The organism is Coprococcus sp. TF11-13 (assembly GCF_003481085.1).
Taxonomy (GTDB): Bacteria; Bacillota; Clostridia; order Lachnospirales; family Lachnospiraceae; genus Coprococcus; species Coprococcus aceti.
Genome location: NZ_QUKK01000006.1, coordinates 219,360 through 245,549 on the forward strand (window position 1 = coordinate 219,360; position 26,190 = coordinate 245,549).

At 45.0% G+C, this 26,190-nt stretch carries 24 protein-coding genes; 7 read left to right on the top strand and 17 right to left on the bottom strand.

The annotated features are described in order from the left end of the window. Positions 1 to 63 precede the first annotated feature (63 nt). Both DXD11_RS11180 and DXD11_RS11185 read right to left on the bottom strand, forming a co-directional pair. On the bottom strand, positions 64 to 297 hold the full coding sequence (locus DXD11_RS11180) for an HPr family phosphocarrier protein (RefSeq protein ID WP_015534532.1): 234 nt from the start codon (positions 295 to 297) through the stop codon (positions 64 to 66). A gap of 118 nt (positions 298 to 415) precedes the next feature. Next, entirely contained in the window at positions 416 to 661 is a 246-nt protein-coding gene (locus DXD11_RS11185) for an HPr family phosphocarrier protein (protein WP_243105856.1), read from the bottom strand. Between the two features lie 377 nt (positions 662 to 1,038). Between DXD11_RS11185 and DXD11_RS11190 the strand changes: the two genes are divergently transcribed. Next, on the top strand, positions 1,039 to 2,871 hold the full coding sequence (locus DXD11_RS11190; protein WP_055222319.1) for an ABC-F family ATP-binding cassette domain-containing protein: 1,833 nt from the start codon (positions 1,039 to 1,041) through the stop codon (positions 2,869 to 2,871). Positions 2,872 to 2,938: 67 nt separating this feature from the next. Here DXD11_RS11190 and DXD11_RS14350 read toward each other — a convergent pair whose 3' ends face one another. Then, complete coding sequence (locus DXD11_RS14350) at positions 2,939 to 3,115, bottom strand: DUF6472 family protein (protein WP_165852774.1); 177 nt, start codon at positions 3,113 to 3,115, stop codon at positions 2,939 to 2,941. 174 nt (positions 3,116 to 3,289) lie between these two features. Here DXD11_RS14350 and DXD11_RS11195 point away from each other — a divergent pair, with 174 nt between their 5' ends. Next, complete coding sequence (locus DXD11_RS11195) at positions 3,290 to 4,564, top strand: transglutaminase domain-containing protein (protein ID WP_015534528.1); 1,275 nt, start codon at positions 3,290 to 3,292, stop codon at positions 4,562 to 4,564. A gap of 98 nt (positions 4,565 to 4,662) precedes the next feature. On the opposite strand, the gene DXD11_RS11200 is transcribed toward DXD11_RS11195, so the two are convergent. Beyond that, positions 4,663 to 5,580 carry a hypothetical protein gene (locus tag DXD11_RS11200; RefSeq protein ID WP_055147354.1) on the bottom strand — a complete coding sequence of 306 codons (918 nt, stop codon included), beginning with the start codon at positions 5,578 to 5,580 and terminating at the stop codon, positions 4,663 to 4,665. A 147-nt stretch (positions 5,581 to 5,727) separates the two neighbouring features. Between DXD11_RS11200 and DXD11_RS11205 the strand changes: the two genes are divergently transcribed. Both DXD11_RS11205 and DXD11_RS11210 read left to right on the top strand, forming a co-directional pair. Next, positions 5,728 to 7,083, top strand: a complete 1,356-nt coding sequence (locus DXD11_RS11205; protein WP_055147352.1) for a citrate synthase — start codon at positions 5,728 to 5,730, stop codon at positions 7,081 to 7,083. Between the two features lie 6 nt (positions 7,084 to 7,089). Next, entirely contained in the window at positions 7,090 to 7,650 is a 561-nt protein-coding gene (locus tag DXD11_RS11210) for a M48 family metallopeptidase (protein WP_055147349.1), read from the top strand. Positions 7,651 to 7,655: 5 nt separating this feature from the next. Here the strand turns inward: DXD11_RS11210 and DXD11_RS11215 are convergent, their stop codons facing one another. From DXD11_RS11215 to DXD11_RS11250, 8 genes are all read right to left on the bottom strand, one after another. Beyond that, a complete protein-coding gene (locus DXD11_RS11215) occupies positions 7,656 to 8,618 on the bottom strand; it encodes a beta-ketoacyl-ACP synthase III (RefSeq protein ID WP_117550048.1) in 963 nt (320 codons plus the stop codon). Positions 8,619 to 8,651: 33 nt separating this feature from the next. Continuing rightward, a complete protein-coding gene (locus DXD11_RS11220) occupies positions 8,652 to 9,704 on the bottom strand; it encodes a glycoside hydrolase family 5 protein (RefSeq protein WP_118649562.1) in 1,053 nt (350 codons plus the stop codon). A 154-nt stretch (positions 9,705 to 9,858) separates the two neighbouring features. Beyond that, positions 9,859 to 11,595, bottom strand: a complete 1,737-nt coding sequence (locus DXD11_RS11225; protein ID WP_015534523.1) for an acetyl-CoA carboxylase carboxyl transferase subunit — start codon at positions 11,593 to 11,595, stop codon at positions 9,859 to 9,861. Between the two features lie 5 nt (positions 11,596 to 11,600). Continuing rightward, positions 11,601 to 12,839, bottom strand: coding sequence for a beta-ketoacyl-ACP synthase II (gene fabF / locus DXD11_RS11230; protein WP_117550046.1), 1,239 nt, complete (start codon positions 12,837 to 12,839; stop codon positions 11,601 to 11,603). Positions 12,840 to 12,980: 141 nt separating this feature from the next. Next, positions 12,981 to 13,406: a GtrA family protein gene (locus DXD11_RS11235; RefSeq protein WP_118016995.1), complete on the bottom strand. Its 426-nt coding sequence runs from the start codon at positions 13,404 to 13,406 to the stop codon at positions 12,981 to 12,983. Next, a complete protein-coding gene (locus DXD11_RS11240) occupies positions 13,393 to 14,238 on the bottom strand; it encodes a DUF6734 family protein (protein ID WP_117874380.1) in 846 nt (281 codons plus the stop codon). Before DXD11_RS11240 ends, DXD11_RS11235 begins: the two co-directional genes overlap by 14 nt. A 25-nt stretch (positions 14,239 to 14,263) precedes the next feature. Beyond that, the gene (locus DXD11_RS11245) at positions 14,264 to 15,151 is read right to left on the bottom strand and encodes a hypothetical protein (protein WP_118016996.1); all 888 of its coding nucleotides are present in this window, start codon (positions 15,149 to 15,151) and stop codon (positions 14,264 to 14,266) included. A 143-nt stretch (positions 15,152 to 15,294) separates the two neighbouring features. After that, positions 15,295 to 17,085, bottom strand: coding sequence for a CAP domain-containing protein (locus DXD11_RS11250; RefSeq protein ID WP_118758406.1), 1,791 nt, complete (start codon positions 17,083 to 17,085; stop codon positions 15,295 to 15,297). Between the two features lie 258 nt (positions 17,086 to 17,343). Here DXD11_RS11250 and DXD11_RS11255 point away from each other — a divergent pair, with 258 nt between their 5' ends. The 3 genes from DXD11_RS11255 to DXD11_RS11265 all read left to right on the top strand — a co-directional run bounded on the left by DXD11_RS11255 (position 17,344) and on the right by DXD11_RS11265 (position 19,804). Further along, a complete protein-coding gene (locus DXD11_RS11255; RefSeq protein ID WP_118016998.1) occupies positions 17,344 to 18,543 on the top strand; it encodes a class I SAM-dependent rRNA methyltransferase in 1,200 nt (399 codons plus the stop codon). A 4-nt stretch (positions 18,544 to 18,547) separates the two neighbouring features. After that, positions 18,548 to 19,150, top strand: a complete 603-nt coding sequence (locus DXD11_RS11260) for a transglutaminase-like domain-containing protein (RefSeq protein ID WP_015534517.1) — start codon at positions 18,548 to 18,550, stop codon at positions 19,148 to 19,150. Positions 19,151 to 19,219: 69 nt separating this feature from the next. After that, positions 19,220 to 19,804 carry a rhomboid family intramembrane serine protease gene (locus DXD11_RS11265; RefSeq protein WP_015534516.1) on the top strand — a complete coding sequence of 195 codons (585 nt, stop codon included), beginning with the start codon at positions 19,220 to 19,222 and terminating at the stop codon, positions 19,802 to 19,804. 445 nt (positions 19,805 to 20,249) lie between these two features. Here DXD11_RS11265 and DXD11_RS11270 read toward each other — a convergent pair whose 3' ends face one another. From DXD11_RS11270 to DXD11_RS11290, 5 genes are all read right to left on the bottom strand, one after another. Beyond that, on the bottom strand, positions 20,250 to 20,912 hold the full coding sequence (locus DXD11_RS11270; protein ID WP_117874377.1) for an HAD hydrolase-like protein: 663 nt from the start codon (positions 20,910 to 20,912) through the stop codon (positions 20,250 to 20,252). 128 nt (positions 20,913 to 21,040) lie between these two features. Beyond that, complete coding sequence (gene fabV, locus DXD11_RS11275) at positions 21,041 to 22,204, bottom strand: enoyl-ACP reductase FabV (protein WP_055222328.1); 1,164 nt, start codon at positions 22,202 to 22,204, stop codon at positions 21,041 to 21,043. A 30-nt stretch (positions 22,205 to 22,234) separates the two neighbouring features. Then, a complete protein-coding gene (dnaB, locus tag DXD11_RS11280; RefSeq protein ID WP_118758407.1) occupies positions 22,235 to 23,566 on the bottom strand; it encodes a replicative DNA helicase in 1,332 nt (443 codons plus the stop codon). 16 nt (positions 23,567 to 23,582) lie between these two features. After that, positions 23,583 to 24,029, bottom strand: coding sequence for a 50S ribosomal protein L9 (gene rplI, locus DXD11_RS11285; protein ID WP_015534512.1), 447 nt, complete (start codon positions 24,027 to 24,029; stop codon positions 23,583 to 23,585). 3 nt (positions 24,030 to 24,032) lie between these two features. After that, positions 24,033 to 26,171, bottom strand: coding sequence for a DHH family phosphoesterase (locus tag DXD11_RS11290; protein WP_118758408.1), 2,139 nt, complete (start codon positions 26,169 to 26,171; stop codon positions 24,033 to 24,035). Positions 26,172 to 26,190: the final 19 nt, after the last annotated feature.

Below are 26,190 nucleotides of genomic sequence, written 5' to 3' on the forward strand. Positions count from 1 at the left end.
AAAAGCAGGCTTGCAGAAAATCTGCAGCCTGCTTTTCTAAGCTTTCTTATGTATCCTATAGAATTAGCACTTAAACTCATCAAGCTTTGCCTGAAGCTCTGGTGCAACTTCTCCATGAAATTTCACTGTAAGTGGCTTCTCAAGATTTAAACTGAACACACCTAAGATTGACTTTCCATCTACGACGTACTGAGCTGATGAAACGTCAACATCATTTGGAAACTGATTCAGGTATGCAACAAACTTCTTGATGTCATCCATAGTGTTAACTTTAGCTTTCATCTCTGTAATCTGCATTGGCTGCGCCCCCTAATATCTCTTAATATTTATAAGGACATTCTAACACTCCATCAACGAATGTGTCAATGCATACAGACCACGAATTAGCTATGAAAATTATTGTAATAAATACTCCTTATGCAGCCAGCATAAATGGCTGTAATGTATTTATAAACGACTCTGTCGCTCCGTTATAGAACTTTACTGTGAGTTCCTGATCAAGTCCAAGGCTGAAAACTCCCAGTATTGATTTGCCATCTACAAGATAATTCCTGTTGGTTGAATATACATCAACGTCTCCATCATATTTTCTCATTGTCTCTACAAACTGTCTTACCTGCTCTACCGAATTGAGCTTAACCCTGATATTTGTTGATTCCATGATAATTACCTCCATTCCTGTCCGTAATCAATGTTCAATTTATACTACTTTTTGGAATAATTTGCAAATTACAAAATTGTAATTTTGTAAACCAATTTGTGCAAATGGCTTGTTTTTATTAACCTAAAGCGCCTTTTCAGGTTATTTTTTAGTCATGTTGTATAAATTCAGGAATGTTTTTTTACAAATATACTGTCGGGTGGAGATCATGGTCTTATATATTTTCGTCTATTTTTAATTATTCTCAAATGGTATTTCTATTATGATATGCTTCTTGACTCGTCAATTCTCCCCAATTACAATAATACTTACATGCAAAGCCGTTTTCACGGCTCATTTTGACGAAAGGGCGGGCACAAAGCCCCATAAGAACATATATGAACCTACTTACAATAAAAGGATTTTCAAAAGCATACACTGACAAGATTCTGTTCGATGACGCAGACTTCTCAGTAAATTCAGGAGAAAAGATCGGTGTCATAGGCGTAAACGGCACGGGTAAATCAACACTCCTCAAGATCATAGCCGGCATAGACGAATGTGATTCAGGACAGTTGTCAAAGGGAAACAACGTGGTCATAAAATATCTTCCACAGACCCCCGACTTCGCAGAGAAGGTCAGCATATACGACTATGTCATCACTGCAAATGTCGACGAGGAGAACAAATGGAGCATAGAGGGTGATGCCAAGGCATTTCTTCACCGTCTCGGATTTGACGACACCAGCCTCATGGTGAGCACACTTTCAGGAGGTCAGCGAAAAAAGGTCGCTCTGGCTGCGGCACTGCTGTCAAGATGTGACATTCTTGTTCTGGACGAGCCCACCAACCACCTCGACAACGATATGACAGAATATCTGGAGGATTACCTTAACAACTACAAGGGCGCTCTGGTCATGGTCACCCACGACAGATACTTTCTTGACAAGGTGTGCAACCGCATAGTAGAGATCGACAAAGGCAAAACCTACAGCTACAATACCAACTACGAAGGCTATCTCATGCTGAAGGCAGAGCGTGAGAACATCGCACTTGCCACTCAGAACAAACATCAGAATATCCTGCGCAAGGAGATCGCATGGATGCAGAGAGGTGCTAGAGCCAGAAGCACAAAGCAAAAAGCCCATATCCAGAGATATGAGAAGCTTGCAAGTGAGGAGCTTATAAAGGAAACTCAGTCGGTTACCATGAGCTCAATCGCGAGCCGGCTGGGAAACAAAACAATAGAGCTCTCCCATATAGCCAAGACCTGGCCGGGCAGACCAAGTCCGGTCATAACGGACTTCTCATACAACTTCCTGAGGACTGACAGGATAGGTGTTGTTGGCCCAAACGGCTGTGGCAAGACAACGCTCATGAAGCTCATAACCGGTGTCACCAAGCCGGACAGCGGAACCATAGAGATCGGAGACACCGTAAGGATAGGATATTTCTCTCAGGAAAATGAAGCCTTGGATCCCAACATGAAGGTACTCGACTACGTCAAAGAAACCGCAGAGTATATCCAGACCACCGAAGGTCTCATGTCAGCATCCACCATGTGTGAGAGATTTTTATTTGACGGCACTCTGCAGCACCAGCGCATAGAGAAGCTCTCAGGAGGCGAGAAGCGAAGACTGTATTTGTTGAAGGTTCTCGTATCATCGCCAAATGTACTGATCCTTGACGAGCCGACCAACGATCTGGACATTTCCACACTGTGTATACTTGAGGACTATCTTGATTCCTTCCAGGGCATATTGATAGTCGTATCACACGACAGATATTTTCTGGACAGAGTCATAAGAAAGCTTCTGGTGTTTGACGGCTGCGGCGGGATCTCACAGTTTGAGGGCGGTTATACCGATTATTATCTGACCCACGGTTCATTTGCCAACAGCGCATCGGCAGGGGCAAATACCCAGACAAAGCCGGAGCGTGTCAGCACAGCGGACAAGGAACCTGCTCAGAAAAAGAAAACGCAGAATCCATCAGTGAAGAAAAAATTCTCCTTCAATGAGCAGAGGGAATATGACACCATAGAGGACACCATCGCCCGGAAAGAAGCTGAGATAGAGCAGACGGAGACCGATATCAACAACTCTGTGTCAGATTTCGTGAAGCTTAACGAACTCACGCAGAAAAAGGAACAGCTTGAATCAGAGCTGGATCAGCTTCTGGAGAGGTATGTGTATCTCACGGAGCTGGCGGAGTCATTTGAAAAGAACTGATCACATTGATCATTTGCCAGAAAAACGGGAGACGCGCTGCTGCACATCTCCCGTTTTTCTTCAATCGTCACATCTGATGTCTCACTATCCTGTATTCATCATCCAACTGAAAATACGGACAATTGTCGTAGCCCCTTGCCACAAATCTGGCAAAGTCATCCTCATCCATATTCACCAGGCACTCATAAAAATCATCTTCGTCATCGTACACATAGTGTGCACACATATCGCAACTGGAAGCCATGTGTTTCCTCCTTCCATCCGTTAACCATCAGGTTTTTACTATTATACACATATGCGAAGCAAAATCCAACCGCTTTAACCCATTTTCTCTGGCAATAATAACCATAATGTGTTATTATTGAAGGAAGTATATAAAGGGGCTTTGCATAAGCAAAAGAAGGAGTGTGTTCCAGTTATGAAGAAAAAATTTCTTGTACTGCTGCTTACGCTTACCATGATATTATCATTTTCTCCATATGTCGCAAAGGCGGCGGATACAGATGATACGGACAGCAGTAACAAAACCGATACCATAGATGGCAGAACTTATTTCTATGACCAGTTTGACAACAGTGCGTACAGAACCGTCTACAAGCAGATCAACGATGCAGCTCAGAAATTCAACGAGTCGACATCCAATGCTTCTTATCAGGATGGCGGATATTACACAGCATTTACATTGTCGGTCAGCAACAAAGACTGGGAAGTTATCGGCAACGATGGAATGGATCAGATCGTCAACGCTGTGCTCGCCGATCATCCTGAGTATTTCTGGATGTCCGACAGCTATCAGTGCAAGCAGGAATCCTCGGGAGAACTCAGATATACAGCTCTCACCATCGAGTGCTATTCACTGTATGCCAACGGAGATACACGTTCCATATACAAGAACAACTTTGACCTGACCGTCAAGAATTATGCAGCTTCTCTGGATGAGAGCGCAAAGGATTACGAGAAGGTATATCTTATACATAATTCGATCATCAACAAAGTTTATTATGCTTCAGATGCAACATCTAAGAGCAAGGACAACATATACGCATACACCGCAGACGGCGTGTTCAACTCCAAGTATCAGTCGGCAGTCACCTACGGATATGCAAAGGCTTTCAAGGCCATTATGGATTACGTCGGTGTGCCATGTCTGTACATTGAGGGACAGAATTCAGATCTTCTGGACGACTCGATGGACACACAGAAGCAGCTCAAAGAAGAGAGTTACATCAACAACTGTGCATGGAATGCCGTTTATCTCGGCGGAGAGTGGTATCTCATCAATCTCGGTCTGGACGATCCTATAACCACAACAGGTAAGGAGGCATTGTCATATACATACTTCAATGTAACCGACGAACAGGCAAGCAACCTTACAGCCATCACATCAAGACTTCCGGGTATACCAAAGTGTACCGGAACAAAGTACTGCCTCTCAAAGGTTCAGGCAGATCTTGAAGCGGATGGACTGTGGGAGAAGTCAAGCTACAACATAATCGACAAGATACTGGACAAATACGGTTTATCCGTAGTCCTCATAAGCATAGGTCTTATCCTGCTTCTGGTGGTAATGCTCATCAAGAACATACACAAGAGCAGATCGAAGAAGAAAAAGGAAAAGGTTAAAAAGACCAAGACAACAGTGGTTGACAACTCAGAGCTGGACGCAGAGCTGAGAAAGCCGCCTATCTCATAAAATACTAAAATCAAAAAGCTCAATGCTTTCGGATTTCATCCCCGTCAGCATTGAGCTTTTTTCTGTCATTTTTCAAGATATTTTATTTTGTTCACACCCTACTCATCAAAGTTACTCTTGAGTACATTTACGGTGATCTGTCTGGACGCCTTGTTGCCTGCCCAGTCCTCCGATGTGAGAGTCACTGTTACGGTTCTCTCCTTGCTTGTGTCCACATCCTGAGAAGCTTTAAGCGAATCCTGCACATCCGGATCCTCATCTGTGACATTGTAATAATCACTCCAGTTTATATCCGTTCCCATAGAAACGTCTATCTCGTCCGGGCCGTCTATGTATGGATTTACCTCGTCAACAACATTTATCACAGCCTTTTTTGTCTTGCTTAACTTTCCACGTCTGATCTTATATTTGATGGTGTACTTACCAAGCTTATCCGGTGCAAATTCTGAGTTGTCATATTCCAGCCTGGCATCATTGCTGTCCGGCTCAATATAGTTTGTTATATCAAATATATCACCCATATTATAATCCGTCTGGATCTGCTTGACCCTGAGCATGCTGGATCTCATGATCATCGTGATCACAAGTGCAAGCACTATTCCAACCACCAGAGCCGCCACGACCATCATTTTCGTATTCAGCTCATATCGCTTCTTTTTATTTCTGCTCTGCGCGGATTTTTTACCGGAACCTGTTGACGATCTGCTATTCGCCGGTCTCCTGGTCTTGCTTCCTGAAGACACGGACTTCACCGACTTTTCAAGTGGACGTCCCGTACTTGTGCGCCTTTTGTCCTGCGCAGTTGCACTTTTCGGACGACTAGCTGATGATAAGTGGCTGCCCGATGCCGGACGATTTCCCGACACAGGACGGCTGCCTGATGCTGACCGACTGCCTGACGCTACTCCCTTGCCCGGCTGTGTCTTTTTCACACTGCTCGTTGTTGCACGGCTCACAGTTCCCTTATGAGCTCCTGCGCTCCCTTTATTCTGCCCCATATCCTGTCTGTCTGCCAATTTATATTACCTCCTAAAACATTTGTCTTAACTTTATTCTCAGTACATTATACATAATATTTTACACCCATACAATCATTTCGGATTGCAATAGTTGTAAATAAGTGAGATAATTCAATGAAGACTTACCTGAAAGGAGTATTATATATGTCAATCAATAATCTTAGTTCATTTACGAAGGAGCGTCTTGGTCTCTGTATTGAGAACGATACCATAGATAACAACCTCTACGAGGAATACGGCGTAAAGCGTGGACTTCGCGATCTGAATGGAATAGGAATAAATGCCGGCATCACCAACATTTCACTAAGCCGGGCGTATACAATGGAGGACGGAAAGCATACTCCTACTGACGGTGAATTATATTATAGAGGTTACGAGATCCGCCAGTTGATAGACGGATTTACAAAGGAAGGACGATTCGGTTTCGAGGAGTGTACATATCTGTTACTGTTTGGAAAGCTTCCGGACGAGAATGAGCTTGCCAAGTTCAAACAGGTCCTCAACCTTGCATACGACCTTCCACACAACTTTATACAAGATGTCATAATGAAGAACCCTACCAAGGATATCATTTCAAATATGACCAAGAGTATCCTTGCCCTCGGATCATACGATAAGTCTGAGACGGATATATCTCTGGACAACGTTCTTCAGCAGTGTCTTATGATAATAAGTGTATTCCCAAGACTCGCTGTATATTCTTTCCAGGGATACAGACATTATGAGCTTGGCAAGAGCTGTTATATACACAAGCCGGATCCTGAGCTTTCATTTGCAGAGAATATCCTGAGCATGCTCCGTTCAGACAGAAAGTACACACAGCTTGAGGCAAAGGTTCTCGATCTTGCCCTTGTTCTCCACATGGAACACGGAGGCGGAAGCAACTCTACGTTTACAACACGTGTTGTCACATCATCCGGCTCAGATACATACGCCACAGTCGCAGCAGCACTCTGCTCACTCAAGGGACCGCTCAACGGCGGTGGAGACCTCAAGGTCATGGAGATGATGAAGAACATACACTGCAATGTCGAGGATGTTACGGACGAGGAGCAGATCCGTGAGTACATCAGGAAGATCGTGCGCGGCGAAGCATTTGACAAATCGGGCGTGGTATACGGAATGGGCCAGCCTGTATACTCTCTGTCAGATCCAAGAGCTGTCATTATCAAGGAGTATGTAGAAAAGCTCGCCGAGGAGAAGCACGAGAAGGACGAATTCAAATTATACGAGCTCATAGAGCGCATCGCACCTGAGGTCATTGCCGAGGAGCGCAAGATCTACAAGGGTGTGTGCATCAACATAGATTACTATTGCGGATTGTTATACAAGATGCTCAAGATCCCTTACGCCCTCTACACACCACTATTTGCCATTGGCCGAGTGGTTGGATGGAGTGCGCATCGTATGGAGGAGCTGATCAACAGCTACAAGATAATGCGTCCGGCTTATCCAAGTCTTGTAGAGCCTAAGGACTATGTACCTATCAAAGACAGGTAATATGCCATGAACAATTCTGATAAATTCGAATATTCTGTCGTCAGGAGCAGGCGCAAATCTATCTGTATCGAGATAGACAGAGACCTCAACATAAAGGTTCGTGCGCCCCTCAGAATGACCGACAGTCAGATCCAAAGCTTTGTGGATTCCAGACAAAACTGGATCCGTAGCCATCTGGAAATCATGCAGAAAAGAATTTCCAATATGTCAGACGAAAAAAATCCAAGCACTGCCCTGACAGATGCCGATATAAAGGCACTGTCAGAACAGGCTCGGATATATATTCCTTCACGTGTAGAACATTTTGCTCAGATAATAGACGTGACTTACGGAAGGATCACCATCAGGCATCAGAAGACCCGCTGGGGAAGCTGCAGCTCCTCCGGTAACCTGAATTTCAACTGTGCACTGATGAACACCACTCCCGAAATCATAGACTACGTGGTAGTCCACGAGCTGTGTCACAGAAAGCAGATGAACCACTCCGCACTTTTCTGGGCCGAGGTAGAAAAAGTACTCCCAAACTACAAGGAGCTCCGTTCCGCCCTCAAAAATTACAGGTGTTAAAGCCTCTACCACTCCATAACCACAGCGCCGTATGTGAGCCCTGCGCCGAATGCCGACATGGCGATCTTGTCGCCGCGCTTCAGGCCGTGCTCCCTCACGAGCTGGTCGAGAAGTACAGGTACACTCGCCGCAGACATATTTCCTGTGTAGTCGAGAGTCGTAGGGAACTTCTCAAGCGGTGCCTTAAGTCTCTTGGCAACAGATTCAATAATTCTTACATTTGCCTGGTGGAGTACGAAGTAATCCACATCGTCAACGGTCATTCCCGCCTTGTCAAGAGCCTCCTGGAGGCACTTAGGACACTGTCTCACCGCAAACTTGTACACCTCCTGTCCATCCATATACAGATAGTCATGATTGATCTCATCTTTTACAAATATATTGTTGGTCTTTCTGCTCTCGCAGTTTAGCACCATACCCTTCTTGCCGATTGAACCCTGGACAATGCTTATGATTCCCTTGTCAGACTCCTCTATATAAGCGGCACCTGCGCCATCTCCAAACAATACGCATGTACCTCTGTCATTCCAGTCAAGTATCTTTGACAGCGTCTCAGAACCTATTACAAGAGCATTCTTCACAAACCCTGTCTCTATATACATCTTTGCAACATTGAGGGCAAATACAAAGCCCGAGCATGCCGCATTCACATCAAACGCAATCGCCTTATCCGCACCTATAGCCGCCTGAACCTGACACGCCCCGCTTGGTGTGTAATAATCCGGAGTGACTGTGGCAAGCACTATAAGCTCCACATTCTCTGCGGACTTCCCTGCCATCTCAAGTGCTCTCTCAGCAGCCTCAGCAGCCATGCTCGTCGTTGTCTCCTTAACAGCTATTCTTCTGTTCTTTATACCTGTTCTTGAAGATATCCACTCATCAGATGTATCAACATACTTTGCAAGCTCATCATTTGATACCTCTTTCTCCGCAAGGTAGCTTCCTGTTCCTAATATTCTGATTGCCATTATATATTTTCTCCCTTTTATCCGTTATTCTCTTTATTCTTCCTTGTCTCCAAGCAGCTCAGTCACATACTCGCCCCATTTTGTGAGTTCCTTATATCCCTTAGTAAACATGGATGGCTCCACCGTATCGTCATATCCAACTGCAATCCATCCTATATCATGCTTTTCCAGATATCTGGTAAATTTTATTCCAAATACATTTCTGGTGCCCTTCAGCTTCTCATTCTTGACCTCGACATCATCGTCTGCATATCCCCACTCTGTCACTATAAGAGGATAACTTGTCACATAGCCCGACAGGAACTTCTGCCAGAACACCTTGTCCGGATAAACATGAACAGAGAACGCAGTATTGTCATTCTTCACTCCGAGCTCGTCAAGCCATCCGAGATCATAACAGTAATCCGGACTTCCAACGATTATAAGCTGCTTTGCGCCGGCATCCCTTATAACTCCTATAAGGCTCTCCGCGCATCTCTTCCACTCTGAATCACTCATGCCAACCGGCTCATTGTATATCTCAAATATAACATTTGGAGTGTTCTTGAAATAATCCGCAATGTTCTTCCAGAATTCAGCAGAATAATCCAGCGGATTCTCGTCGAGATCCGGCATCTCATCCCCGGAACCATCTATCGGGTTACCTGTATAATCCCAGTCGAGAATAACATAGTTATCGTTCTCTCCGGCCCAGGTAACTATGCGGTCAAGATATCTCCACATATAGTAATCGTCATTCTTGTACTCCACAGGGCTTATTGGCACCCTTATGGCATTACCACCCTTGGCAAATACATCCTTGTAGAAATCCTCATTAAACTTCTTCTCCTCATACAGACTGCGCGACTCTGGAACCATCACACCCTTGAGAACAACCTGTTCTCCGTCTGCATTCAGGATCCGAGTCCCCTTCGCTGTAAGCATGGTAGGATATTTGTCTGTATCACCGATAAATTCTGCACGTGTTCCCACAGGTGTCAGCAGATCCTGCTCCTTGCCCCGCAGGTACATCACGTACCATATGATTGCTGCCGCAATGATGGCGGCCACGATAACTATCAAAGTAACCTTTATCTGTTTCTTCATAAACGCTCCTCCAATTCAAGCTGTATCTTCAGCCATATACATAAAGTTTACCAAAAAAACACCATCACTTCAACATATGCATGAATAAAAGGCATTCCCCGTGAGATAAATTTCTCACTTGAGAAATGCCTTTCATCTATAGTATATCTGTGATCTACAGATTTCTGAATCTGTCGTATCTGTCCTGTGCGATCTCCTCAGGAGTCTTGTCTGAATACTTCTTGAGGAATTCCTTAATGTTCATCTTAAGGTACTTGCCTATATATGGAACTGACTGCTCATCTGCTCCGCCGTACTCAGGTACGACCTGCTCGATAACGTTCAGTCTCTTGAGATCCTGCGCTGTAATCTGCATAACTTCTGCAGCCTCCTCAGCTCTGTTGCTGTCCTTCCAGAGGATAGACGCATATCCCTCAGGTGAAAGGATTGAGTATGTCGCATTCTCAAGCATCCATACCTCATTGCCGACTGCAAGGGCAAGTGCTCCACCGCTTCCGCCTTCTCCGATAAGGATACAGAGTACAGGAACCTTGAGTGATGACATCTCATAGAGATTTCTCGCTATGGCTTCACCCATTCCTCGCTCCTCAGCCTCAAGTCCACAGAACGCACCCGGTGTATTTACAAATGTAATGATAGGTCTGCCGAACTTCTCAGCCTGCTTCATCAGACGAAGAGCCTTTCTGTAGCCATCAGGAAGAGGCATACCAAAGTTTCTCTCCATGCACTCTGCCATGGAAGCTCCCTTGACCTGTGATATAACTGTTACAGGCTGTCCATCTATATGACCGATACCACCCACAATGGCTCTGTCATCATTCATGGTTCTGTCTCCGTGGATCTCACGGAAATCATCGCATATATACTTCACATAGTCGAAACCTGAAGGTCTGCTCATCTGACGAGCACCTCTGAGCTTCTCCCACGGAGTCTTAGGCTCGTCATCCTTGAGTCTCTCCTTGAGGATCTCGCTTATGTCAAATTTCTCATCTTCAACAGCACTGTCAAAGTTAGCATAGCCCTGTCTCTGCTTATGTGTGACGATGAGATCATACATTGTGTCCTTCATCTTGTCTCTTGTGATTATGCCATCTATGATACCATGCTCAACAAGGAACTCTGATCTCTGGAAGCCCTCTGGAAGCTCCTGACCAATAGTCTGCTTGATAACTCGTGGTCCTGCAAATCCTACGAGCGCACCTGGCTCTCCAAGGATAATATCTCCAAGCATTGCAAAGCTGGCTGTAACACCACCTGTTGTAGGATCTGTAAGAATAGATACATACAGAAGTCCTGCATCAGAATGTTTCTTGAATGCAGCGGATGTCTTGGCCATCTGCATCAGAGAAATGATTCCCTCCTGCATACGTGCACCGCCTGAACAGCAGAACATGAATACCGGAAGCTTCTCCTCTGTAGCCTTCTCGACAGCTCTGGCAATCTTCTCACCCACAACATATCCCATGCTGCTCATGAGGAATCTTGCATCACATACACCAACTACAGCAGGCTCACCATTGATGGTTGCCTTTCCTATAGTAACAGCCTCCTTGAGGTTTGTCTTGGCCTGTGCAGCCGCAACCTTATCCTCATAGCCCTCTGTTCCAAGAGGATTTGAGCTTGGCATATCCTCAAACCATGGCTCAAATGACTTTGGATCTGTGACCATTCTTATTCTATTCTTGGTCTTAACTCTGAAGTAAGAACCGCACTCATAACAAATGTACTTTGCGTTCTTCACTCTTTCCTTCTCAACTTCTCTTCCGCACTTAGGGCACTTTACAAGCTCCACCTTTGGTGCTTCCTGAATTCCCTCAGCAGCCTTTGCCTCCTCTGCAGCCTTTGCTGCAATTATCTCGGCATCCTTTGCCTTTTTTTTGATAAATAACATGATATTTACTGCTCCTTATACTTCTGTAAGACGATACATGCATTGTGTCCGCCAAATCCAAGTGAGTTGCTGATCGCAACATCAACGTCCATCTCGCATGGCTCCTTACAATAATCCAGATCAAGCTCCTCCTCGCTCTCCACAAGGCCTCTTGTTCTGTGGATATAACCTTCCTCTATACTCTTGACACAGGCAATACACTCGATGGCTCCTGCTGCACCGAGAAGATGTCCTGTCATAGACTTTGTTGAATTGATCTTGATGTCCTTTGCGTGATCGCCAAATGCCTTCTTGATAGCACGTGTCTCAACAAGATCGTTCAGATGTGTGCTTGTACCATGAGCATTGATGTACTGAACCGCATCAAGTGGAAGTCCTGCATCCTTAACCGCATTGGTCATGGCAACTGCTGGTCCCTCACCTGACTCCTCAGGTGCTGTGATGTGGTGTGCATCACTTGAACATCCGTAACCTGAAAGCTCTGCGTAGATCTTTGCACCTCTTGCCTTTGCGTGCTCAAGCTCCTCAAGAATAACAATACCTGCACCCTCACCGAGAACGAATCCGCTTCTGTCCTTATCAAATGGAATAGAACATCTGTCTGGATCTGTTGATGATGTAAGTGCTGTAAGTGAATCAAATGTTGATATACCGATAGGTGAAACTGCTGCCTCACATCCGCCGGCTACCATGACATCAGCGTCTCCGTACTGGATAGTTCTGAATGCCTCACCGATACTGTTTGTTCCTGAAGCACATGCTGTTACAACATCTATACTCTTGCCCTTGAGACCAAACTGGATCGCAACGTTACCTGCTGCGATGTTGCTGATCATCATAGGAACTACGAATGGACTTACACGAAGTGGTCCCTTTGTAAGTATGGTTCCATATGCGTTCTCAAGCTCCTGAAGTGAACCAACACCTGAACCAATACATGTACCAACTCTGTAAGCATCTTCCTTTGTCATATCAAGTCCTGAATCTGCCATAGCCTCCTGCGTTGCCTTCACAGCAAACTGTGTGAATCTAGCCATACGTCTTGCAGACTTTGGATCAATGTAGTCCTTTGCTACAAAGTTCTTAACCTCGCCGACAAGCTTGCACTTGTATGCTGAAGCGTCAAACTGTGTAATAGGTCCGAAGCCATGCTTTCCTTCCTTAAGTGAATCCCAATACTCGTCAACTGTATTGCCGACTGGAGTTATGGCTCCTATGCCTGTTATTACTACTCTCTTCTTCATACTTATCTCCTTGCATTACTTATTCTGCTTTTTATACATATTTAACTACTCAATTATACTCCAACTGTCAAATGTTTGGAAGTAATTGTGTCCATGTTTTTCTATAAAATTTCGATAAACATTCGCATTTATACATATCCCTTACAGTTTTTCCTTTACCTTTCTGAATATAAACTTCTTGCTTATATAATAATTGAGGAATATCACCAGCACTGATGTAAACGTCTTTATGCCCATCGCCCACAGGTGAAGCCTGTCAACCAGTATATAGATCAGGCCCTCCTCCACCACCAGTGTGAACACCCTGCTCACGTAGAATGACACCAGTTCTTTTATGAACTCCCACGCAGTCTCTGCGACAGTGTGGAACACCGATTTTCTATTTGTTATGAATGACACAAAATTGTACAGTATCCATGCCAGGAAGTTGGCCCTGACAGGTTCTATCCCGCATTTGTACATGAATATCCAGGCGGAGCCAAGATTTACCGCTCCCACGACAATTCCCCACAGTATATATATGTATATCTCCCTGGGTATCTTCTTCAGCACTTTATCTACAAACATGTAACTCCCTTATAACATCCGCCTCTTCCGGAAACTCCCGCTCTATCCGCTCGCAGAGACGCCCGTTAAACTCAACCCTTTTCCCATAGTTAAACTTCAGAATATTCTTATATCCCCACAAATGTGTGAACACATCCTGTCTCTCTATATCCGCCGCCTCAGGAAAAAATGAAGCAATGATCTTTCCCTTTCTCGCAGCACACATCGCAAGCAGTCTCTGCTCCGCAAATACCATGTGGCACAGATTTTCCTCAGTCTCCCTACAATTCTCCATAAACTGTATGGAGCTGTCCACATAATAGTTCTTAAATTGCTCCTTAGCCATATATAGCATACAGGTATTTACCGGCGGAACATCCCAGCTCCACAGGGGATCAAAGCTGTACGAACTGTCCATATTGAAGAAGTCCCTGCCGGGATATACATCCGGATATATTCCTTCTCTGTGTATTGCACAAATATCCGTCCCCGCTATGTATTCCCCTATATTCTTCCACACTATAAGGTCCAGATCCACCATGACCGCCGGCATATGCGCCGCCTTAAGCGCATACAGCTTGCCCGCAGCCCAGAACACTCCCGGGGATATGCTGTCAGGAACCTGTATCTCTTTTATGCCGCCATTCCATATATGCGACAATCCCTGTCCCTCAACATAATCAATGGCCCTTGCATCACCGTAAAGTGTGATAGGGCCATTCATTTTTCTCCACATAAGAGCAGACAGGATCATGGTCAAAAGCTCATAATCCTGCATGCTGTAAGTGTCATCTTTACTTTTCTCAAAATAAGGAGCAGTCCACAATGTGTGGAATCCCTCTATATCCTTCATATATCCTCCAAGATCCGGTCATGTACTAGATCAGATCCAGTCCATATCCAAACTTAGCATTGCCACCAATCCGGCTGGTCGGTCTTCTGCTTCTGTTGATAAGCTGCCACTCCTTAGGGAACTCAACCATCAGCTCCTGGCTTGTTCTGATTGAATCCATACTGTCCTGTGGCCACTGTGTGTCACTTTCAAGCACCATCGGCATATTTTTTATCCGCTGACTTCCAAATATTCTATATTGGCTGCCTGACAATATTCTCTGGCTGCCCAACAACATACGCTGGCTGCCAAACAACATACGCTGGCTGCCAAACAACATACGCTGGCTGCCAAACACTCTATACTGGCTTCCCGCCAGGTATCTGAAGCCTCCCTGACTTCCAAACAGCAGTCTCATCTGACTGCCATTCCACCGGAACCTCTGACTTCCTGTCATTCCACTCTGACTTCCCATCAAAAGCTTCTGGCTTCCAGTATCCACAGTCTGTTTCGCAGCTTCGCATCCAAGCTCTTCGTATCTGTCCTCAAAAGGGATCAGAACTCCACCGCCGAATTCCACACTGAAAGGTCTGCCGTCCATCATGACATATGTCCTGTAAGGATACAGTCTGCCATTCTGCGCTATCAACTTCATATATACCGGGAGTCCCTTGTCGAGCCTGTGGAATCTGTACGCCTGCGGTGTGGTTGCTTTGACGAAATATCCTCCTGCCGGCAGTGAATATCCAAGCACTGCCTCAAGCTCACCATCCCATTCAATATATACTCCGAATTCTCCAGTCTGGGCATCATAATTCCTGAGGTCAAAATATGCCTTTCCCGTGACAAAAGGAAGCATCCTGGCTATTCTATTGTCAAATAGTGCCACACTCTCGCCGGCACCTCTATTTAAAGACGAATATATGAAACCCACACACAATCTCCATTCCCAAACTAGCCAAAATTCTATATCCGACTATTTGCCTTATACTATGTATGGTACTCTATTTCTCCATATAATTCAATTTAATTTGAGGGATTTAACAGTCTTATTTTCCACTAATTTCCTAATTAAAATTACTTTCCAAATGTAAGGACATAATATCTCTTATATCCCTGTTTATCATTTTTGAGAGCCACAAATACTGCAACGCCCATGGTCTTGTATGTAGTATTCAGCATATTGCTGTCATGTGCGGTCGACTTGGACCATGCTCTGAACACGAGATCTCCACCACTGAAACCACATGCAAGATTCTCTCCGTACAACTCGTACATGGAGTTGAGACACAGTGTTCCATTTGGTCTGTAATGGCTGTACTTGTTGCTTATCTCCTTTGCTCTTGTGGTAGCGGTCTCTGTCAGAGATGTTGACACCTTAAGGCTTGAAAGTCCATTTTCTGCACGATGCTGGTTGACCATCTTACTCAGTCTGTTTGCCGCGCCTATATCATAATATCCATATACTCTTGTCTTTCTGCCCTTACCAAGATCGATAGTGTAATATCTCTTGACCGAGAGATCGTACTCTCTCTTATATACAACGCCTCTTCTGTTGACATATGCTATGTAGCCATCGGCTGTCTTATACTTTCCAGCCTTTACAACTCGCTTTGCAGCGCTGTTGAAATAGTAATTTGCATTTCCGATCTTCATTATGAGCTTCTTTGCAGGCTTCCACTTTCTGCCTGTAAACTTGTATGCCTTCTGGGTGCTGTTGTTATAGCTGATTGTGGCTACGCCATTAGAACCGAAATAATATCTGCTGCTGTAGACGGTCTTCCACATATTCTTCTTCTGCACCCATGTGTTCTTCGAGTAGTCAAAGTTGTATACCTTCTTTGTCCTCTTCTGATCTGTATATCTTGAGGTAACATATCCGCCGTCACATACGTAGTAAGCGGTACTTCCATTTACCTTCTTCCATCCTGATGATGTACGTCTATTTCCATTTGCATCATAGAAGTAGTATCTGCTTCCGTTGAGCTTGTCGATCACATTTGAGACTCTCTTGTATGACTTGCTGCTTGATATGTATCTGTACAATATATTCGATGCCTGATCATACAGAATGGTACATGTGCCTGATCCATCAAAATACATCAGCTTTCTGCCTGTATTCTTCCACAGGTTCTTGTTCATATCCCAGCTCTTCTTTGAATCGTTAAATGAATACATTCTGAAAATGCCTGATGCCTTGTAGATCCTCTCCTTTACATAGTGTGATCCACCGCCTGTTACAAATACCATATTGTCATAATTTATATGATACCAACCGCCCTTTGTGACCTTGTCACCATTTGAATTGAAATAATATGTTCTGCCATCGTTGAGAATAAGCATCTGGTTCTTCACCTGGACAAGCTTGCCGCTGCTCAGTGACTTTGCCTTCTTGCTGCTATTATCGTATATCTTTTCACACAGTCCGGAATTGTTCAGATAATAGAGAACGTTATCCACTGTCTGCCACTCGTTCTTGCAGATAGTCCAGTCCTTTGAATCAGCGCTGAATCTGTATATCTTGATGGTATCGCCAGAACGTGTAAACTTCATAGCTGCCACGCCATTTTCATCTATAAGATATCTGGTGCCATCATCGGCATCTATCCAGCCTGCAGTTTTCTGCACTTCACCATTAACATAATATCTGAAGTAACCATCCTCATCCTGTATCACTCCACTCTGAACTACATCTGATGCTGTGGCCAGAACTTCCGTGCCGTCAGCTCCCATCTCATCTGCCTGTGTCACCACATTTGTAGAAAAAATCACAATAGCCAATACAGCAATCGCCATAAGACTGCCTATAGCTTTTGCCGCCATCAGGCTCTTTTCTCTCTTTGCAATATTAGTCTTCATTGTAGACATCTTTACTGTCCTCCTTTTTATTAAACATCAGTTTCCGCAGGGAATCTGACGTTTGTGTGCATTCTGCTACGTTCGTAGTATACACGTGTTACATAATTTTTACAAGTATAACTTTTTTACAAGTTTTTTGTTACAAATGTGTTAAGTTGCCCCATCTTGGATTATTTGTCTACATATGGTAAAATAAATCCGCAAAATTCAAAAACAGACAACGAAAAATGTCTGCCAACGGCAGTACAGAGAAAGGATACATATATTATGGGAGCTATTGTTACATTAAAAAAGGGAGAGGGACGACTTCTGAAGTCCGGCGGAGCATGGATATTTGACAATGAGGTCGACACCATAGTCGGCAGCTTTGAGAACGGCGACATCGTCATAGTAAAGGACTTCGACGGTTATCCACTCGGCAAAGGATTCATAAATACCAACTCCAAGATCTTCATCCGCATGCTCACAAGACATGTGGACACCGAGATCAACGAGGCATTCTTCACAAAGAGACTTCAGGATGCATGGGATTACCGCAAGAAAACCGTCGACACCAGTAGCTGCCGTGTCGTATTTGGCGAGGCTGATTTTCTGCCGGGAATCGTCATTGACAAGTTTGAAAACGTGCTTGTTGTCGAATCACTGGCACTCGGCATCGACAAAGTTAAAAATTTGTTAATAAATATTTTAAAAAATATACTTAAAAATGATGGTATAATAATCGAGGGTGTTTATGAACGAAGCGATGCAAAAGTCAGAAAACACGAGGGGATGGATACCTATAAAGGGTTTATTGGTGACGAATTTAACACAAAGGTTCATATAAATGAAAATGGCGTTCGATATATTGTTGATGTGAAAGACGGTCAGAAGACCGGATTCTTTCTGGATCAGAAGTATAATCGTCTTGCTATTCAGAGAATATGTAAAGATGCAAAGGTTCTTGATTGCTTTACACACACAGGCTCCTTTGCTCTCAACGCAGGCATAGCCGGTGCTTCCAGCGTTTTGGGAGTAGACGCTTCAGAACTTGCTATTGCCCAGGCCAGAGAGAATGCAGCGCTCAACGGATTGGAGAGCACTGTCTCTTTTGAGTGCAGAGATGTATTTGATCTTCTTCCTGAACTGGAATCAAAAGGCGAACAGTTTGACGTTGTCATACTTGACCCGCCAGCATTCACAAAATCAAGAAATTCAATAAAGAACGCAGTCAAAGGCTATCGCGAGATTAATCTGCGTGCTATGAAACTCGTAAGGGATGGTGGATTCCTTGCGACTTGTTCATGTTCACATTTTATGGATTTCGAGTTATTTACCAAGACCATAAAACAGGCCGCCATGAATTCACATGTAAGACTTCGCCAGGTAGAGTTCCGCACACAGGCTCCTGATCACCCAATATTATGGGCTGCAGATGAATCTTATTATCTGAAGTTCTACATATTCCAAGTAATAAAGGAGAGATGACACAATGCAACTAATTCAGAGAAATAAGGATTCAGCATATTTGCAATACGACAAATATGTAAATTATGACAATCCTATCGTTGCTGCAAAGGCAAAGGAACTTGCTGCAGATTGCAAGAGCAGTGATGAGATCATACAGGCATGTTACTATTTTGTCCGGGATAGGATTTCTCACACATATGACAGCAACTTTTCAGTAATAACTATCAGCGCTTCCGATGTACTGGAAGCCAGCACGGGCATCAGCTATTCAAAGGCCAATTTGCTGGCAGCACTGCTTCGTGCCAACAACTTATATACAGGATTCTGCTATATCCGTATCAAGCACAAGGGCGGACTTATGGCTATGCATGCACTTAATGCGGTATATCACCCGGATCTCAAGAAGTGGATACGTCTTGATGCCCGTGGCAATAAATACGGCGGTTTCAACGCCGATTACACACATAATGAGACTCAGATGGGACATGTGATTGATTCAGCAGCCGGAGAGTATGAGTTCAACGACCTCATCGCCGTACCGCTTCCATCAACCATGAGGGTTCTCGAACAGAGTACCAACTTCTACAAGATGTACTTTAACGATATGCCAGATTATGACGCTTAAAAAATATTACCAGCGGATGACCGCTGGTAATATTTTTCTATACTATATGAATAAGAGGGGAACCGATCCATGTCAAAGACAAAATCCAAAACCATATTAAGAATATCCTTTAACTCACCTGTGGTACTTACATTTGCACTCATTTGTCTGGGAGCTTACCTCCTGAATATCCTCACAGGCGGCAAAAGTAACTTTCTTCTATTTGAAGTATACAGAGCCCCTCTCACCGATCCTTTAACCTACATCCGCATGTTTGCCCATGTGTTTGGTCACGCAAGCTGGAGTCACCTTATCAACAACATGACGCTGCTGCTTGTGATCGGCCCACTACTTGAGGAAAAATACGGCTCAAAGGATCTGCTCATCGTAACCATCACCACCGCACTGGTGACAGGAATCGTGCATTTTATATTCTTCCCTGGTACAGCATTGCTCGGCGCCAGCGGAGTGGTATTCGCATACATTCTTCTGTCTTCTTTTGCATGTATAAAGGACGGCTCCATACCGCTCACCTTCATACTTGTTGCAGTGCTTTATATCGGCGGACAGGTGGCTGACGGAGTGTTTGTGAAGGACAATGTGTCTAATCTCACCCACATTATCGGGGGGATCATCGGAGCGTTCTTCGGGTATATCTCAAATGTCAGGAGATGATCTGACGAACGGACGGATGACATACTCTCCAGGGACAGAAATTGGGTCTCTATATATGTAATCACGCTCGACTTACCTCACTTTGCTTTGCTTATATCTGCACGCGGCTCCCGCTCGCTATAAGGGCGTTGCGAGCTCCGCCTTAGCAATAAGCAGCAAAGTTCAGGCGTCTTCGCTATCGATTACATATATAGAGACCCAATTTTTATATCCCTGGAGAGTATGTCATCTTGATCTTATTGGATATATACTTTTCAGATCATTCTCCTGACATATTTCGCTGAAAAATATATTTTATACACCACACTATATTATAGATATCGACTCTTACCTGTTTTTCTTTTATTCAGTTCCCCAGAGTGTCATCCCACAAAAATAATCATAGATATTTAATAAAAAATATATATCAACACAGACATCTATAAACTATAAGCTACCTTTCTATCTACAGATTCAGGATTTCCTCTGGGCTTTCTACTATGTTGTCTGCGCCGACTGCTTCGAATTCTTCTCTGCTGCCGTAGCCGTAGAGGACTCCTATGGTCTGGAGGCCACAGGCTTTGCCACCTTCTATGTCGTAGCGTCTGTCGCCTATCATCACAACCTGGTTTGATTTTATCATATCTTCTGTCAGTCCGTGATCTTTCTTGAGGCTTTCAAGGACCTGGGATATGATGTGCTTCTTGTCTGATCCTGTTCCGTCGGGATTACTTCCAACTACAACGTCAAAATATTTTCCCACACCGAACTTCTCAAGGATACGGAGTGTCGGCTCTGTCGGCTTGCTGGTTGCAACTGAGAGTATGCAGCCCTTCTCCTTAAGGGCACGCAGGGTGTCTGCCACTCCGTCGTACACCTCAGCCTCGAAGAGACCTACCACGTTGTATCTCTCTCTGTACTTCGCAACCATCTCTTTCGCTTTTGCGTCGTCCATGCCGAATTCCCTCACGAAAGAATCATAAAGTGATGGTCCTATAAAGCTTCTGAATACACTGTATTCAGGATATGGAATTCCAGCCCAGTCAAGAGCGTATTTTATACAGTTGAATATTCCTTTCTCAGACTTGGTGATGGTTCCATCAAGATCAAATAATAAATATTTGTACATATACCGTCTTCCTCCTTGCGAAAATAATGGGTCAGGCACGCCAAAAAAGCGCTTACCGAAATGCCCCGCAAATTCTATGAATCTGTGGGGCATTTGTAGTATTTATATATTGAAACTACCCATGAATATTACATGATATCAACATCTGCTGAGTAATCCACACCGTCGATCTTGAAACCGAACATGTTGTAGAAATCCTCCCAGTATCCATCGATGTCTGCTATATCCTTGACATTGTCATTGTTGACTGTATCCCAGTGCTCAGCAACAACTTCCTGAACATCATCTCTCATCTCCCAGTCGTCCATACGGATGAATCCGTTGTCGTCCACCTGGGTGTCATCCAGGATCTTATCCATGAACAGTCTCTGCATCTGCTCTATGCATCCCTCGTGGAGTCCCTTCTCTTTCATAACTTTGTAGAGAAGTGTGATATACAGAGGTACGATAGGGATAGCTGCACTTGACTGTGTGACAAGAGCCTTGTTGATGGCTATCTTCGCCTTTATGTTAGGGAACTTTTCATTTATAATGTCTGCTGACTTGTACAGATCCTTCTTTGCCTGTCCGATCGATCCCTCAGCGTAGATAGGGAATGTGATCTTTGGTCCTATGTATGAGTACGCAACTGTGATCACGTTATCTGCCAGAACTCCGGCATCTGAGAGTGCCTGCATCCAGTCGATCCAGTCCTCACCGCCCATCACCTTGATGGTGGCATTGATCTCGTCATCATTTGCCGCTGTTATATGTGCATCTGTGATGGTGTTGTCCTTGAGTACAAGTGTCTTGTTGGTGTACTCCTCACCAACCGTCTTGAGTACTGATGTGTACTTTGTTCCATCTGGAGTTGTTCTTCTAGGGGCAGCCAGGCTGTATACAATCATGTCTATCTTGCCCATGTCTGCCTTGATGGTCTCGATGACCTGCTCCTTGATCTCGACTGAGAACGCGTCGCCATTGATGGACTTTGCATAGAGTCCGGCCTTGTGAGCCTCCTCCTCAAATGCCCTGTTGTTGTAGAAGCCAGCGGTTGCTGTACGGCGTCCATTTGACTCCTTCTCAAACATAACGCCGAGGGTATCTGCGCCATAGCCAAATGCAACTGCGATACGTGATGCAAGTCCGTATCCTGTTGACGCTCCGATCACCAGAACCTTCTTAGGTGCGTTATCGCTCTTAACTGCTCCCTTTGACTTGACATACTCGATCTGATTCTTTACATTCTGTGCGCATCCCACCGGGTGAGCTGTTGTACAAATAAAATCTTTAACTCTTGGTTCAACTACCATTTTCAATTCTCCTTATAAAACATAATATATTTAGTGCTCTTTGTTGGCAAACTTCGTGTATTCCTGCAGCCATACCAGATCCACAGATCCGGTGGCACCTTTTCTCTGTTTAGCTATGATTATCTCCGAGATACCCTTCTTGTCGGTATCAGGATTGTAATAATCATCTCTGTATATGAACATAACCACATCGGCATCCTGCTCGATAGATCCCGACTCTCGGAGATCCGCAAGCACAGGCTTGTGATCCGGTCTCTTATCAACCTCTCGGTTAAGCTGTGACAGCGCTATGATAGGCACATCCAGCTCCCTGGCAAGCATCTTCAACGATCTCGACATATCAGATACGAACTGCTGTCGCGACTCAACTCGTCCCGTCGTGCTCATAAGCTGCAGGTAGTCGATGATGATGAGTCCAAGATTGTTCTTTCTCTTGAGCTGTCTGCATTTTGATCTCAGCTCGGATATGGTGAGTGCTGAACTATCCTCTATGTACAGCGGTGCGGCAGCTATACTCTCCGCACTGGCAAGCACCTGATCCCAGTCGTCCTCAGCCAATTGTCCCGTCTGTACCTTCTGGGAATCAACCAGGGAATCCATGGCTATCATACGCGTTACAAGCTGCTCCTTGCTCATCTCCAGGTTGAATATCGCAGTGGCAATTCCCTTGCGCACGGCAACATGGTGGGCAATATTAAGGACAAATGCCGTCTTACCCATGGCAGGTCTAGCAGCCACCAGTATAAACTCCGATCCATGGAGACCGGTGAGCATATTGTCCAGATCTATGAATCCCGTAGGGATACCTGTTACTCTTGTGTTCTTTCTGGAAGCCTCCTCTATCTGCTCGATAACGTTCATGACGATCCTGTCGATCCCCACAAATTTGCTGGAGCCGTTCCTCTCCTTTATCAGATTGAACACACCGCTCTCGGCCTGTTCAAGAAGCTGTTCAACTCCCTCAGAATCAAGATAACAGTCCTTCTCCACTTCCTCGCACAGCTTTATCATCTTCCTGAGTATGGATTTGTCCGCCACGATCTCTGCGTAATGCTTGGCATTCACCGATGTCGGAACCGTCTCCAATATCTCCGCTATGGATTTGGTGCTTATGACCTCATCAGGTACATTGTTCTCCTCAAGCTTGTTCTTCAGGGTTACCAGATCGACCGCCTTACCCTCCTTGAACAGCTCTACCATATTCTCGAACAATATTCCGTACTGACCGTAGTAGAAATCCTCCTTGGTCAGCATATCGGACGCCTCCACTATGGCGTCTCTGTCCATGAGCATGGAACCTATAACAGACTTCTCGGCATCCAGATTGTAGGGAAGCTTTTTTCTTGCAAATGCATCTTCCATGTTTTATCTATACTCCTTATGCTTCCTCGACCTTTACAGCAAGCTCTGCCTGAACCTCAGGGTGAAGCTTGACCTTCACTGAAAAGCTTCCTAACGCCTTGATGGAGTCCTTCATAACGATCTTCTTCTTGTCTATATCCTTGCCGAGCTGGCTCTTGATGGCATCTGAGATCTCCTTTGTGGATACTGAGCCAAATGTTCTTCCGCCCTCTCCAACCTTGATCTTAACAGTTACTGAAGCCTTCTCAAGCTCTGCCGCAAGTGCCTTGGCATCAGCAAGATTCTCTGCTGCCACCTTCTCCTCATGAGCCTTGCGGAGCTTGAAATCATTCATATTCTTTGGAGTTGCCTCCATGCCGAGCTTCTTAGGAATGATGAAATTCCTTGCGTAGCCCTCATTTACCTCTACCATTGCGCCTTTCTTTCCAAGGCTTTTAACATCCTGTAATAATATGACCTTCATATCCTAAATATCTCCTTCCTTATACATCTCATTCAGGAGCTCAACAAGCTCCTTCTTTATATCCTCTGCTTTCGCATTTACAAACTGAGCTGCCGCGATATTTGCATGACCGCCGCCACCCATTCTCTCCATGATTATCTGGACATTGACATCATCAATGGCTCTTGCACTTATCTTGACATCCGCACCCATCTGCGCTATTACAAATGAAGCTCTGACACCTGCGATGTTCAGCATCTCATTTGCAATCTTGGCGGTGAGTACCACCGGCGACTCAGGGCCATCCCCAGGTGTAATGATTGATATGGCAAATGCATCAAGCACCATCTCTGCGTGGCTGACACCCTCCGCCTTCTGTCTGTAGGTCTCTATGTCAGTTCTGAACATCTTCCTTACTCGCATGACATCCGCACCGCTTCTCTTCAGGAACGCGGCTGCCTCAAAGGTTCTGACACCGGTCTTGCTCAGGAAGTTGTCGGTGTCAATGAGTATTCCGGCATACATGGCGTCCGCCTCTGTAGGCCTGAGCTTTATCTTCTCATCCATGTATTGGAGCATCTCTGCGATCATCTCACATGCAGATGACGCAAATGGCTCTATATACGACAGTGTCGCATTTGCAATGACATCCTTTGTCTGCCTGTGGTGATCGAACACCACTATGCTCTTCGCATATGCCAGCAGTTCCTCACACTCCGTGAGCGTAGGATTATTCACATCCGTCACAACTACGACCGTGTCGTCATCGACCAGACTGAGCGCCTGATCGTTGTTGATTATCATATCTGCCGGGTAGGAATTGCTCGAAGTGAAATTGCCGTATATCGGACTTATGGCCGATGACACCTCATTTACAACTATATGCGCCGTCTTGCCCAGCGCAGTCACCATCTTGTATATTCCTATACCTGCACCAAAAGCATCCATGTCCGGATTCTTGTGGGCCATGATTATAACCTTCTCCTTGGTCTCAAGAAGCTCCTTGAACGCAAGAGTCTTAACCCTCGCCTTAACTCTCGTGGACTTCTCCGTTCCCTGACTCTTACCGCCAAAGTAGGTGATCCTGTCGGCGGACTTGATAACCGCCTGATCGCCGCCTCGGCCCAGAGCAAGCTCCATGGCGGAACGCGCTGCCTCAAAGTTTTCTATAAAGCTCTTGTAATCAGTACCAAGACTTATACTGAGTGTAAGCGGAAGATCATTTCCGATATTTATAGCCTTGACCTCATCGAGCAGGGCAAATTTGTTCTCCTTGAGCTGATCCAGATACTTCTGTGGCATCACGAACATGTACTTGTCCTTCTCAAGGCTCTTGACTATGGCGTCGACATTTGCCATGTATTTGTTGATCTTTCTGTCGACCAGGGCAACAAGAAGAGAGTGTCGTACTTCCTCAAGCGACTCAAATATCTCATCGTAGTTATCAATATATATGAGACCCGCAACCAGCTTCTGATCGTGGTTCTCCTGAGTGAGCTGATTTACCACTGTCACATCAAACATGTAGAACGCAAGGAAGGTGTCCGTCTTGCCGTGGTGTCTTGAACCACCGTGCGAAGCCTTCGTCTCTTTCTTCTGCTCAGCAGACCCGTCTCCGTCTGTGCCGGCCTCATCCGGCTGGGCATCAGTCTCTTCCATAGCAGGCTCAACCTTGTTCACCTGTACACGTCTGATCTCATAACGGTATTCTCTTCCGTTAAATGCTATCTCTCCCTCTGTGACATCCTCCTGATAAGGAAGACTCTCCTCGGTAACCTCCTCAAATACCTGAACTATATTCAGCTTCATGAGCTTTCTCTTACTGGTCTCCGTTATACCTGAGAACTCGTCGTTCACCCACACAACTTTTCCATCCTCGTCAAGCAATGCGTACGGAACCGGAAACTCCTTTATGAGCTCCTTCTGCATCTTGCCGTGCTCCATGGCAAATTCCACATATCTGTCGCGGGACAAAGTATTCATCCTCAGGAAAACAACAATGCTCACCGCTCCGTATACTGCCGTAAAAATGGTGGCTATAACTCCGGCTCCTATTCCGACAAAATACATGAACACTGTCATCAGACAGAACATTCCTATCAGATACAATGGAACCTGTCTATATCGATTGTACAACCCCTCTACATCTCTCTTTTCATTCATATGTCACTGCCCTTCTTAT